Here is a 12918-nt window from a genome sequence, read left to right as displayed (position 1 = left end):
CCCTCGTACTGGACGTACTTGGGTGACGCGACAACGCAGCGTGGGGGTACCTCCCAGCGGTAGCTGGGGGAGTGCCGTGCAGGGCGACGCGAGCCGGCAAACCTTTCCGGCCACGGCACCAGCTCACCGGCGCGGTACGGATCCCACCTCGCGGATAGCTTCGGCCACCGCCGAGCGCGGCAGGTGCGCATGGCCGACGACCAGGGCGGGCGCGTCCCATCGCGGCCGGGCCTGGAACGCCGCACCGCCGCGCACCAGGACCGAGCGGCGCAGTGCCCCGGCCACCAGGGCCGATTCGTCGGTGTGCCGGGGCAGCCGTACGTACGCGTGCAGTCCCGCCGCCTGGCCGAGGACCACGGCGCCGGGCAGATGCCGGCGGACGGCTTCCTCCAGCGCGTCGCGGCGGCTGCGGCACTGGGAGTTCAGTCGGCGCAGATGCCGGTCGAACAGTCCGCTGCGCAGCAGTTCGGCGAAGGCCAGCTGGGTGAGGTTGTCGGTGCCCAGGTCGTGCCGGGCCCGGGCGCGCAGCAGCCGGTCGAGCATGCCCGCGGGAGCGGCCAGCCAGCCGAGGCGCAGTCCGGGGGCGAGGGCCTTGCTGGCGGTGCCCGCGTAGACGACGTGCTCGGGGGCGACACGCTGCAGGGCCAGTGGACGGGTGCCGCGTTCGTACCAGAGGCCGCCGTCGTAGTCGTCCTCGATCACCCAGCCGTCGACGTCGTGTGCCCAGCGGGCCAGCGCCTCCCGGCGCCGGGGGGAGAGGGTGACGCCGGTGGGGAACTGATGGGCGGGGGTGACGAGGACGGCGCGCACCTGGGACGCCGCCAGCGCCTCGACGTCGATCCCCTCCTCGTCGACCGGGATCGGTACGGACCGCAGTCCGCTCTCGTGGATGAACTGCCGCTGTCCCGGATGGCCCGGGTCCTCGATGCCGAGGGCGTCGACACCCGCATCCGGCAGGACGGCGCAGAGCAGGCCCAGGGCCTGGGCGAAGCCCGCCACCACCATGATCTGCTCGGCGGTGGTCCGGATGCCGCGCAACCGGCCGAGGTAGCGGGCGAGTTCGGCCCGCAGCCGGACCGCTCCGGCCAGCGGCGGGTAGTCGTGGTCCGCGGGCACGGCCGAGTGCAGGACGCGCTCGTAGCAGCTGAGCCACTCCCGGCGCGGGAAGGCCGGGATGTTGCGGCCTCCCGTGCGCAGGTCCCAGCGGGCGGCGGGCACCTGGCCCTCGTCCAGCAGGGCCGGGACGACGGGCTCGGCGCTCAGATGCGGTACCACCCGGGTACCCGCGCCGCGTGTCGCCTCCAGATAGCCCTCCGCGACGAGCTGGCCGTACGCCTCCACCACCACGCTGCGCGAGACCTCGAGATCATCGGCGAGCCGGCGGCTGGAGGGCAGACGGGTGCCCGGTTGCAGAACTCCTTCGGATATCTCCCTCTTGATGGACCGCTGGATCTGTGAGGTCAGGGAATTCTTCGAATCCCTGATCACCTCGACCGCCATGTGCAGGGCCACGGCCCTCCCCCTCTCGGACTGCCGAAGTGGACTGTATTTCTGTGCGGGTAATGGTCTGGCGGATCGTTTGCGACCGGTCGCAGACTGGGCGAGGCGACGAGGACCGCTTCCGGCGCCGTTCTCCGAATCCGCTTCCTGATTCCGTTTCCTCTGATTCCGCTTCTTCTGATTCCGCTTCTCTGACGCCGTTCAAGGAGAATTCCCGTGACCGCCGAACTTCAGGGTCGGACCTGGCCGGACATACTGAACGCACTGCTGGATCGCAGGGATCTGTCCGCACAGGACACCGCCTGGGCCATGGATCAGGTGATGTCGGGCGACGCGGGGCCGGTCCGGCTGTCCGGACTGCTGGTGGCGCTGCGCGCCAAGGGAGAGACCGTCGACGAGATCGAGGGTCTGGTGCGCGCCATGTACCGGCACGCCGTGCCCCTCGACGTCCCCGGTCCCGCGCTGGACATCGTCGGCACCGGCGGCGACGGTTCGAACAGCGTCAACATCTCCACGATGTCGGCCGTCGTCGCGGCCGGGGGCGGGGCCCGGGTGGTCAAGCACGGCAACCGCTCCGCCTCCTCCGACTGCGGATCGGCCGATGTGCTGGAGGAGTTGGGGGTGGCGCTGGACCTCCCACCGGCCGAGGTCGCGGACGTGGCTGAGGAGACCGGCATCACGTTCTGCTTCGCCCCGCTGTTCCACCCGGCGATGCGGCACGCGGCCGGGCCGCGCCGCGAGCTGGGAATCCGTACGGTCTTCAACGCGCTGGGGCCGCTGGCCAATCCCGCATCTCCCGCGGCCCAGGCGGTGGGCGTCGCGGACCGGCGCCTGGCCCCGGTGCTTGCCGGGGTGCTGGCCCGCAGGGGGGTGTCGGCCCTGGTCTTCCGCGGCGACGACGGCATGGACGAGCTGACGGTCACCACCACCTCCACGGTCTGGTCGGTCAACGGCTCGCAGGTGCGCTGCGAGGTCTTCGACCCGCGTGACATCGGCATCGGCCACGCGGACCCCGGCGCGTTGCGCGGAGGCGACCGGGCCCACAACGCGCGAGTGGCCCGCGAGGTCCTGTCGGGGGCGCGCGGGCCGGTGCGGGACGCGGTGCTGCTGTCGGCCGCGGCCGGATTCGCGGCGCTCGAACCCCGCGACCTGCCCATCACGGACAGGCTGGCGGCGGGGGTGGAACGGGCCGCCGAGTCGGTCGACTCGGGTGCGGCGGCAGCCGTTCTGGAGCGGTGGGCGGCCGTGACCGCCAAGCGCGCCGGGAATGGCTGAGCCGGTCGCAGCCGCACCAGTGGCGCCCTCAGCCGGCCGCGATCCGCCGGCCGGCCGCCACCAGGGCGCGGACGGCGTCGCGGGGACGGCCGCCGGTGACCAGCGACTCGCCCACCAGCACGGCGTCCGCTCCGTGGGCGGCGTACTCCGCCACGTCCCGCGGCCCCCGGACCCCTGATTCGGCGATCTTCACGACGTCCCGCGGAAGACGCGGCGCGATGCGTGCGAAGGTCCCGCGGTCCACCTCGAGTGTCCGCAGGTCCCGCGCGTTCACACCGATCACCTTCGCGCCGGCGGCCACCGCCCGCTCCGCCTCCCGCTCGTCGTGCACCTCCACCAGCGGTGTCAGGCCGATCTCCGCGGACAGGGCGACGAGGTCGGCCAGCAGTGGCTGCTCCAGCGCCGCGACGATCAGCAGCGCGAGGTCGGCCCCGTGCGCCCGCGCCTCCCACAGCTGGTACGGCCCGACGATGAAGTCCTTGCGCAGTACGGGAATGCCGACCCGGGCACGTACCGCGTCCAGGTCCGCCAGACAGCCGCCGAAGCGGCGCCGTTCGGTCAGGACGCTGACGGCGGACGCGCCGCCCGCCTCGTAGCAGGCCGCCAGTTCCGCCGGGTCACCGATCTCGGCCAGCGGTCCTCTGGACGGGCTTGCCCGCTTCACCTCCGCGATCACCTGTGCGCGCCCGCCGCCGCGCAGCAGCACGGCACAGTCCGGTGCGGGCCCGGCCGCCGCCACGCGGTCCTCCAACTCGGCGACGGACACGTCTCGTCGGCGCACGGCCAGATCGGCGTTCACTCCGTCAAGAATGTCGTCGAGTACGTTCATGAGTACGTCATCCCTCCCCCGGAGGTCAGCCGCAGCCGCCCGCGTGGCCGTCGTCGGCCGAGCGGCCCAGGGCCACGGCACCGACGAGCGGCTCCGGTACGGACGTCGCGGGCCGTGCTTTGGTCCGCAGGTGTTCGACGAAGTCGTCGAACCGGTCGATCCCCCAGAAACGGGTGAAGCCGTGCACGAAGAAGGGAACGCCGAAGACCCCGTCCTTGCAGATCTCCAGCAGGATCCGGATGCCTTCGGCACGCAGCTCGGGATTGTCGCTCGCGCCGGCGATCAGCCGCTGGTCGATGCCGAGCCCGGCGCCGATCTCGGCGATGGTCTGCCGGTCGCAGATGTCGCGGCCCTCCGTGAACCGGGCGCGGTAGACGGCGGCGATGTAGTCGTGCCCCCGTCCCTCGCGTGCGGCGACCAGGTATCCCAGGTGCGGCACCTCCCACACCGGGTCCCGGTCCACGGGCCAGGTGACCGTGAGACCCCGGGCCTTGGCGATCCGGCCGACGTCCTGAAGGACGTACAGGTGCTTCGCGCGGGACATCTCCGAGTACGGGAACGTCCCGCCGTGCTCGGTGAGCAGCCGTGCGCTCAGTGGGTCGGGCTCGAAGAACGGGATCCACTCCAGTTCGTCGGCCAGCTCCGGGTGGCTGGACATCAACTGCTGGTAGCCGAGCCAGGAATACGGGCTGCGCAGGGAGAAGTAGAACCGCGGTGTCCTGTTCTTGGGCATGTCGACACCCCATTTCTGTCGAGGGACGGGACGACTCAGACGACGAGTCCGCCGTCGATTCCGAAGACCTGGCCGGTGATGTATTGGGCCCGGTCGGAGGCGAGGAACGACACCAGGTCCGCGACCTCCTCGGGGCGGCCGAACCGGCCCAGCGGGATCCGCTCGGTCATCTTCTTCACGTACTCGGCGGCGAGCCCGTCGGTCATGTCGGTCTCGATGAAACCCGGCGCGACGGCGTTGGCGCGGATGCCGTAGCGCCCGGACTCCTTGGCCAGCGCCTTGGTGAACCCGATGATCCCGGCCTTGGTCGCCGAGTAGTTGGTCTGTGTGGCGTTGCCGTACACCCCGGCGACCGAGGACATCGTGACCACGGAGCCGGCCCGGCGCTTCATCATCGCGAAGACGGCGGCCTTGCAGAGGTTGTACGTGCCGTCGAGGTTGGTCCGCAGCACCGCGTCCCAGTCCTGAGCCGACAGCATCACCAGCGGGTTGTCCCGGACGATGCCCGCGCAGGAGACCACCGTGCTCAGGGGGCCGATCTCCTTCTCGCTGTCGCGTACGAACGCGCGCACGGCCTCGTGATCGGAGACGTCCACCCGGGCCGTGTACACGCGCGCCCCGGCGTCGGCGGCCTCCTCGGCCACGCCGTCGGCGGCCTCCTTGTTCGACTGGTAGCAGAAAGCCACGTCGTAACCGTCCTGGGCGAGCCGGGTCACCACATGGCGGCCGATCCCCCGGGAGCCTCCGGTCACCAGCGCGCAGCGCCGGTCAGTTGTGGACATGCCTGTCCTCTCCTCGCTGGATCGACTGGCGCCCGCTGCCGCCTAGCACCGCACAACCGACCGTGCCGTCCCGCTCGATGCCGGTGACCAGTGCCGCTTCGCCGGGGCCGAGCCCACCGTCGCCCGCTGCCGCGAGCACCGCCGCCAGCTGCAGGCTCGTGGCGGCCGCGGAGGTGTCGCCGAGCAGCGGGCGGCAGCGGATCCACTCCGGCCGCGCCGTGCCGAGCGCGTCGGTGATCCCGTACTCCTCCGGCGCGGCGAGCTCGCCGCCGCCGAGCGGGGCCACCAGGCGGACGTCCTCGGCCCGTACGCCCGCGGTTCGCAGCGCGCCGCGCACGCATTCGGCGAGCGCCTCACGGGCACCGTTGCGGTCACCCTCCTGGTCGCTGTACGCCCTGAAGCGGGTCGTGAGCAACCTGGCCAGGGGGCCGCGTCCGGCGGCGCTCGCGTCCTCGGCGGTCTCCAGCAGGAAGACGGCACCGCCCTCACCGAGCGGTGACCGGCGGTCCTCGCCGGCGCGGCCGTGCCACTCCAGCCAGGCGCGCTGCGTGGAGTACTCCTCGGCCGCGCCGCACAGCACGCGGGCGCAGTGTCCGCCGCGGTGCAGTCGCGCGGCGTAGCTCAGTGCCAGCAGGCCGGTCAGCCAGCCGCCTGCGATCGTGGTGTTGGGGCCCTTGATGCCGTGCCAGATGGCGCTCTGGCCGGCTGCCCGGTTCATCACCGTGTTCGGGAAGCGGGCCGGGTCGACGTGGTACGGACGCTCCCCTTCGAGGGAGTCCCGGGTGAAGTCCATGATGCTCTGGACACTGCCCGACCCGGTGCCGAGGACCAGGCCGATCTGCTCCGGCCTGGCGGTCAGTCCGGGACCGCAGGCGTCCAGCAGCCGGCCGACCGCGGCGACGGCGATCGCGGTCACCCGGTCCATCGTCCGGGTGCCCTTCCTGCCGACGTGCTCGGCGGCGGAGAAGTCCGGCACGAGGCCGCCTTCGCCGAACGGACCCGGGTACGCCTCGGGATCGAGCTTGCCGATCGCGCTGCGCCGGGCGTTGATCCCCTCGCTGAACGAGGCACTGCCGACGCCGAACGGGGAGACCGCCGACCAGGCGGAGAAGACCAGTTCGGACATCACTCAGCCTCCCGGTACCGGCCGAGGATCAGCACGGCGTTGTTGCCCGCGAACGCGAGCGCGTTGTTCTGGACCACGTTCAGTTCGGCGGGCCTTGCTTCGTTGGGCACACAGTCCAGACCGCACTCCGGGTCGGTCTCCCGGTGGTTGATCGTCGGCGGGATGAAGCCCTCGGTGATGGCCAGTGCGCAGGCGGCCGAGGCGAGCGCGCTCGCCGCCCCCATGGCGTGCCCGATCATGGACTTGATGGAGATGGTCGGCGGGGGCGCGTCGAAGACCTGGCGGATGGCGCCGGCCTCGGTCACGTCGTTGGCACGGGTGCCGGTGCCGTGTGCGGAGATGAAGTCGACGTCCTCGGGCTTCAGCCCGGCGTTGCGGTGCGCCACTTCCATGCACCGCGCGAGGCTGTCCCGGTCGGGTGCGACCGGATGGTGCGCATCGCAGTTCAGACCGTATCCGAGGACCTCGGCGTAGATGCGGGCGCCGCGGGCCAGCGCCGACTCCAGGCTCTCCATCATCAGGATTCCGGCGCCTTCACCGGTCAGGATCCCCTTGCGGTCGGTGTCGAAGGGCTGGCAGACCTCCGGAGCGATCGTGCCGAGCCGGTAGAACCCGGTGAACGTCTTGCGGCACACCGCGTCCGCCCCACCGCACAGCGCGACCTCGACATCACCCTCGCGGATCGCGTCGAAGCCGCTGCCGATCGCGTAGTTGCCGGCGGCGCAGGCGGTGGGGATGGTGACCGCCTCGACGTCCACGAGCCCGAGCTCACGGACGATGCCGGTGGACAGCCGCCCGGCCTGGGCCCGGCGTGCCACGCCGGGTTCCCACTGCTCCGGGCCGTCCTGCAGTTGCCTGCCCATGAGCGCGTCGAGGTCGCGGGACTCCGCGTCGGTGGTACCGACCGAGACCAGAGCCCTGCGGCGCCTGAGCTCCTCCAAGGGCATGCCCGCGTCCGTCACGGCCATGTTGGCCGCGGCGACCGAGAACTGGGTGGCCCGCCCCAGCTCCGCCGGGTCGATGCGGTGAATCCACTCCGTGGGGTCGAAGTCGGTCACCTCGCATCCGTTGGCGTGTGCGAAGCCCGTCGTGTCGAAGGCGGTGATCGGCTTCACCCCGCTGCGTCCGGCCCGCAGTCCGTCCAGGAAGGCCGGTACGCCGAGCCCGATGCTGGTGACCGTCCCCAGCCCGGTGATCACCACTCGCCGCGCCGGCTGATCGTTGTTGTCCACCACGCGCTCCAGTCAGTCGGTCCCGATGTCTACTTGGACTGGGTCGCCTTCGCCGCCACGGCGTCGTTCACCACGGTGATGACGCCTTCGAGATTGACCATCCGGGCCAGTTCGGCCTGATCGATGTCGACTCCGAAGGCGCGCTCGAGCTGCGAGAGGATCTCGATGGCCCCCATCGAGTCCGCCTCGTGGTCCTCCTTGAAGCGGCTGGTGTCGGTCATCTCGTCCGCGTCGATCTCGAGGATGTCGCAGATGATTTCCTTGATCGTGGCGCGGCTTTCGGCGTCCACCTGATTCGCAGTAGTCATGCGGTAGATGCTGGCGGACGGCCCTGACAGCGGGCTGATGGGAGACTGACCAGGGACTGACCGGCACTGACCAGGGACTGACCGGCGCTGTCCCGGCGACTGACCGGCGCGCCGTCCCAGCGGCCCGTCCGGCACCGTCCCAGGGGCCTGTCCGGCGCGGCCCTAGGAACCGGCCGGCGCCGACATGAAGCGCTTCAACTCGGTGAACTCGCCCGGGTGTTCCAGGATCCAGGACCAGTAACGGGGGATCGTTCGGGCGTATTCACAGTAATATTCGCGAAGCGCCCTCACCAGCCGGCGCAGTACGTCCCGGGCGACGGAGCCGCTGCGCCACACCATGAGCATCTCGACGCTCTCCGTCCCGGAGATCGGCACCAGACTCACATCTCGGGTGCCACCGGTCGGCGTGGTCAGCGCCGCCGCGTCGGCATCCCGTACCCAGCTCATCGCCTCGTGGTGGCTGACAACGTTGTGCAGGACCTCGTGGTCGTCGTGGACGAGCTTGGCGAACAGGTGCTTCTCGACGTGATGGAACCAGTGGTCCACCGCGTGACGCACCCAGTTCAGCGAGGCGAGATGGGACGCGTCGATGGTGGTCCGCTCGGACAGCGGATGGCCTTTGGGCAGCGCCAGCCAGATCGGCTCGCGCACCACGACCGTTCGGGACAACGCCAGTTCGGGGGTGTCGACCGGCTCACCGAAGGCCGTGCTCGGGACGAGTGTGGCGGTGAGCGCACCACGGCGGACCGCGTCGAGCGCCGCGGCGGGGGTGAGCGTCTCGGTCCGCATCTCCGCGGGGGACAGCGCTGACTGGAGTGCATTGTGCAGTGACGGCGGAGTCCACTCGGTGTTGCCGAACCGGAATACGTCCGAGGCGTGCGCGGCCGCTTCGGCGACCACCATGTCCGCGCTCTCGACGAGCTCGGCCAGCATGGGGATCAGTCGTTCTCCCAGGGGCGTCGCAGTGACCCCGGAACGGGAGCGGACGAACAATTCGCCGCCAACCGCCTTTTCAATTCTGCGCACTTGCGCAGTAAGGCTCGACTGGGGGACACCGAGCTCAACAGCAGCCTTGGAAATACTGCCGACCCGCTCTACCGTTGCCACTATCTTGGCATGCCTTAATTCAATATCCACGATCCCCCCGCTCGCGACCTGCACCTTCGTACTCGTGCCCGCAGAAAAGCACCGAGGTGATCAACACGCTAACAGGCTGCTCTGACTACGTCCATCAAGAAGCAGGCCAATGATCTTCAAATCCAAGGGCGCCGTCCGGTACGACCACGAGGAAGACGAAGGCCGGCGAACACGCGGGCACACCATCACCGGGACGTCCACTCACGGGACTTGACGCCGACCCGGCTCACGAGTCGACTGTTCCGCCTGCTGAACGCCTCCCTCCTCCCCCCGGACGCGACCACCGTCGCATTCAGGCCAATGACACGGCGCCGAACTCCGCGCAGGCACCCCCCACCTGCCCGCCCATCATCCTCACCTGCGATTTTCATTCAATGCTTAATGATCTGGCCGGCTACTTCCAAGCTGCCTAGGATCATTCTTTGGTGGCGCCACCCCGACGGATTCGTCCACGGGTGGGAGTCATCGGTGCATGGCGAACTCTCCCCTTTATGGCGCCCCTTCAGGGCACCGGAAATCGTGCAGCAACCGAACAGGAGTCACCTGTGCTCAACAAAGTTGTGATCGTGGGCGGCGGAACAGCTGGATGGATGACGGCCTCCTATTTCAAGGCCGCATTCGGAGACCGAATAGACATCACGCTGGTGGAGTCCGGGAACGTCGGCACGGTCGGCGTCGGCGAAGCCACCTTCAGCGATATCCGACACTTCTTCGAGTTCCTGGGACTCAAGGAGAAGGACTGGATGCCGGCGTGCAACGCCACCTACAAACTCGCCGTCCGGTTCGAGAACTGGCGCGAGCAGGGGCACTACTTCTACCACCCCTTCGAGCAGATGCGGTCGGTCAACGGCTTCCCTCTGACCGACTGGTGGCTCCAGGAAGGTCCGACGGAGCGGTTCGACAAGGACTGCTTCGTCATGGCCTCGGTCATCGACGCCCAGCTGAGCCCGCGGCGCAACGACGGCACCCTGCTCGACCAGCCCTTCGACGAGGGCGCGGACGAGATGCAGGGCCTGACGATGTCCGAGCACCAGGGCAAGACACAGTTCCCGTACGCCTATCAGTTCGAGGCCGCGCTGCTCGCCAAGTACCTGACCACGTATTCGGTGGACCGGGGCGTCAAGCGCATCGTGGACGACGTCCAGAACGTCGAGCTGGACGAGCGCGGCTGGATCACCAAGCTCAACACCCGCGAGCACGGCGACCTCACCGGCGACCTGTTCATCGACTGCACCGGTTTCCGCGGGCTGCTGCTGAACAAGGCGTTGGAGGAGCCCTTCATCTCCTACCAGGACACCCTGCCGAACGACAGCGCGGTGGCCCTTCAGGTACCCATGGACATGGAGCGCCGCGGCATCCTGCCGTGCACCACCGCCACCGCCCAGGACGCGGGCTGGATCTGGACGATCCCGCTGCTTGGCCGGGTCGGCACCGGATACGTCTACGCGAAGGACTACCTCTCGCCCGAGGACGCCGAACGCACACTGCGTGAATTCGTCGGCCCGGCGGCTGCGGATGTGGAGGCCAACCACATTCGTATGCGCATCGGCCGCAGCCGGAATTCCTGGGTCAAGAACTGCGTGGCCATCGGCCTCTCCAGCGGGTTCGTGGAGCCGCTGGAGTCGACCGGCATCTTCTTCATCCACCACGCCATCGAGCAGCTCGTCAAGCACTTCCCCGGCGAGGACTGGAACAGCACCCACCGCGATCTCTACAACGAGGCCATCTCCCATGTCATGGATGGCGTACGGGAGTTCCTGGTGCTGCATTACGTCGCGGCGAAGCGGTCGGACACCCAGTACTGGCGCGACACCAAGACCCGGAAGATTCCCGATGCGCTCGCCGAGCGCATCGAGAAGTGGAAGACCCAGCTGCCCGACTCCGAATCCGTCTTCCCCTACTACCACGGCCTGCCGCCGTACTCGTACATGTGCATCCTGCTGGGCATGGGCGGCATCGAACTGAAGCCGTCGCCCGCGCTCCGGCTGTCCGACAGCACGGCGGCGCAGCGCGAGTTCGCCGAGATCCGCGAGAAGACCAGGCGGCTCACCGAGGTGCTGCCCAAGGCGTACGACTACTTCTCCCAGCTGGGCTGACCGAAAAGAGACCGTTAAGGACCGCTCAAATATGGACGTCTTCGACTTCTTGGCGCGCAGCGCGCATGTGGCGACCGCACTCGCCGCAGTTCTGCTGATTTCCGTCGTGGGAAGGAGAATTGCCGTCCGGCTGCGCCAGCCCGCAGTGATCGGGGAGATCACACTGGGCCTGCTGTCCGGGCCCGCCGCGATCAGCCTCCTCGGTCAGGACACCTTCGACGCCCTGCTGCCGCGGTCCGTGCTCCACGTCCTCAAACTCATCGCCCAGGCCGGGCTGGTGCTCTTCCTCGTCGGGCTGGCCCACAAACTACGGATCGGGCCGGCCCGGCCCCCGCGCCGCAGCACGGTCTGGGTGTCCGTGGGGGCCCTGGTCCCACCACTGCTGTCCGGCCTTCTGCTGGCCGGCTGGGTACTGCTCACCGATGACTCCACGGCGCGCGGGAGCGCCCCGCTGCCGGCCTTCCTCCTGATGGTCGCCGTCGCGATGTCCATCACGGCGGTGCCGGTGATGGCCAGGATCCTGACGGACCGGGGAATGAGCGAATCGGCCGCGGGCCGGCTGGCGCTGGCCGCGGCCATCGTCATCGACGGGGTGGGCTGGCTGCTGCTCACCGCCGCGATCGGGGCCGGGTCCGGGAGTCTCGCGGGAACACTGGACTCGGCCCGGGCGCTCGTCGTCGGCGCGCTGTGCGCGCTCGCCATCCGGTACGGGCTGCGGACCCGGACCGCCCAGGGCTTGTGTGCGACGCTGCCGAGGACCGCGGCGGCGCTGCTCGGTGCGGCGGCCCTCGGCGTGGCCCTGGCCATGGAACACCTCGGGATGACGGCGATCCTGGGCGCCGCCCTGGTGGGTCTGTCGATCCCGGGGGACGAGAACGCCCCGTGGGCGCGGGCGGTGTCCCGTGTCTCCCGGGCGGGCCGCGCACTGGTCCCCGCTTTCATGGTGGTCACCGGCATCACGGTGCTCAACGGAGTGTTCTCCTCGGCCCCCTGGGGGCTGATCGCCGTGGCGGTGCTGCTCGGCTGCGCGGGCAAGGGTCTCGGGGGCTACTTCGGGGCGCGGCTCGCCGGCGAGTCCCGCCGTACGGCGCAGCAGGTCGCTGTGCTCATGAACACCCGCGGTCTCACCGAGCTGATCGTGCTGCAAGCCGGCTACAGCGCGGGGCTCCTGACAGCACCGATGGTCCTGGCGCTGGTCGTGATGGCGCTGACGACAACGGCGATGACCGGCCCCCTCCTGAACCTCCTCGGCGACGAGGAGTCCCGTGTCCGGGTCGCGGAGGTTCCCGCACAGACAGGAAGCAGTGCTCGATGACTCATTCCTCCATACAAGCGGTCGCCGAAGCGACCCCCGACGGCTTCCGGACGATGATGAGCGGCTTTCCCACGGGGGTCTGTGTGGTCACCGCCACGGACCGCGAGGGAACGCCACGCGGTATGACGTGCTCCTCGGTGTGCAGCGTGTCCCTCGATCCGCCCACGTTGCTGGTCTGTCTGCGCGACGGCAGCCCCACGCTCGAAGCCATCATGGAATCCGGCACCTTCGCGCTGAATCTGCTGCACGGCGGAGCCCAGGAGGTCGCCGAACTGTTCGCCTCCGGTAACCAGCGCCGGTTCGAGATGACCCCGTGGGAGTACGGGCCGGACGCGGCCGGACCTCATCTGGTGCGGGACGCGCACACGGTCACGGACTGCTCGGTGGCTCTCACCCAGAAGATGGGTGACCATGTCACCGTCTTCGGCACCTGCCGCCGGATCACGCGGCGGCACGCCGAGCCACCGCTGCTCTACGGCCTGCGGGAGTTCCGTTCCTGGTCCGAGACCTGACCGCCGCGCCGGGCGGGCGACACCGCCCGTCGGACGGGCGCCCTGCGCCGAACCCCGGCACGCGGTGTGCGTG

The 12918-nt window shown here is 69.8% G+C and carries 12 protein-coding genes and 1 pseudogene; 4 read left to right on the top strand and 9 right to left on the bottom strand.

The features are described from left to right. Positions 1-123: 123 nt before the first annotated feature. Positions 124-1512: a MocR-like pyridoxine biosynthesis transcription factor PdxR gene (gene pdxR, locus ACWGI8_RS05595; RefSeq protein ID WP_453658813.1), complete on the bottom strand. Its 1389-nt coding sequence runs from the start codon at positions 1510-1512 to the stop codon at positions 124-126. 198 nt (positions 1513-1710) lie between these two features. On the opposite strand from pdxR, the gene trpD reads away from it, so the two are divergent. Further along, entirely contained in the window at positions 1711-2775 is a 1065-nt protein-coding gene (gene trpD / locus ACWGI8_RS05590; protein ID WP_453658837.1) for an anthranilate phosphoribosyltransferase, read from the top strand. A gap of 28 nt (positions 2776-2803) precedes the next feature. Here trpD and trpC read toward each other — a convergent pair whose 3' ends face one another. From trpC to ACWGI8_RS05550, 8 genes and pseudogenes are all read right to left on the bottom strand, one after another. After that, on the bottom strand, positions 2804-3604 hold the full coding sequence (gene trpC / locus ACWGI8_RS05585) for an indole-3-glycerol phosphate synthase TrpC (RefSeq protein WP_453658812.1): 801 nt from the start codon (positions 3602-3604) through the stop codon (positions 2804-2806). Between the two features lie 25 nt (positions 3605-3629). After that, positions 3630-4337, bottom strand: coding sequence for a DsbA family protein (locus ACWGI8_RS05580; RefSeq protein WP_453658811.1), 708 nt, complete (start codon positions 4335-4337; stop codon positions 3630-3632). A 35-nt stretch (positions 4338-4372) separates the two neighbouring features. After that, positions 4373-5119, bottom strand: coding sequence for a 3-oxoacyl-[acyl-carrier-protein] reductase (gene fabG, locus ACWGI8_RS05575; RefSeq protein WP_453658810.1), 747 nt, complete (start codon positions 5117-5119; stop codon positions 4373-4375). Then, a complete protein-coding gene (locus tag ACWGI8_RS05570) occupies positions 5106-6245 on the bottom strand; it encodes a beta-ketoacyl synthase N-terminal-like domain-containing protein (RefSeq protein WP_453658809.1) in 1140 nt (379 codons plus the stop codon). The genes fabG and ACWGI8_RS05570 overlap by 14 nt, the downstream gene beginning before the upstream one ends. Continuing rightward, positions 6245-7477: a beta-ketoacyl-[acyl-carrier-protein] synthase family protein gene (locus ACWGI8_RS05565; protein WP_453658808.1), complete on the bottom strand. Its 1233-nt coding sequence runs from the start codon at positions 7475-7477 to the stop codon at positions 6245-6247. Before ACWGI8_RS05565 ends, ACWGI8_RS05570 begins: the two co-directional genes overlap by 1 nt. Before the next feature lie 29 nt (positions 7478-7506). Continuing rightward, positions 7507-7785, bottom strand: a complete 279-nt coding sequence (locus ACWGI8_RS05560) for an acyl carrier protein (protein ID WP_453658807.1) — start codon at positions 7783-7785, stop codon at positions 7507-7509. A 162-nt stretch (positions 7786-7947) separates the two neighbouring features. Then, entirely contained in the window at positions 7948-8718 is a 771-nt protein-coding gene (locus tag ACWGI8_RS05555; protein WP_453658836.1) for a LysR substrate-binding domain-containing protein, read from the bottom strand. Between the two features lie 24 nt (positions 8719-8742). After that, a pseudogene (locus ACWGI8_RS05550) lies at positions 8743-8922 on the bottom strand (LysR family transcriptional regulator); the annotation flags it as partial. A gap of 491 nt (positions 8923-9413) precedes the next feature. Between ACWGI8_RS05550 and ACWGI8_RS05545 the strand changes: the two are divergent. From ACWGI8_RS05545 to ACWGI8_RS05535, 3 genes are read left to right on the top strand one after another with little or no spacing between them, the layout of a single operon-like run. Beyond that, complete coding sequence (locus ACWGI8_RS05545) at positions 9414-11018, top strand: tryptophan halogenase family protein (protein ID WP_453658806.1); 1605 nt, start codon at positions 9414-9416, stop codon at positions 11016-11018. 31 nt (positions 11019-11049) lie between these two features. After that, entirely contained in the window at positions 11050-12333 is a 1284-nt protein-coding gene (locus ACWGI8_RS05540; RefSeq protein ID WP_453658805.1) for a cation:proton antiporter, read from the top strand. Further along, the gene (locus ACWGI8_RS05535) at positions 12330-12845 is read left to right on the top strand and encodes a flavin reductase family protein (RefSeq protein ID WP_453658804.1); all 516 of its coding nucleotides are present in this window, start codon (positions 12330-12332) and stop codon (positions 12843-12845) included. Before ACWGI8_RS05540 ends, ACWGI8_RS05535 begins: the two co-directional genes overlap by 4 nt. The last annotated feature ends 73 nt before the right edge of the window (positions 12846-12918 follow it).

The sequence above is a fragment of the Streptomyces sp. NPDC054841 genome, from assembly GCF_053611045.1.
Note: the sequence above shows the minus strand (reverse complement) of the source record. Positions and strands in the feature narration are given on the sequence as shown.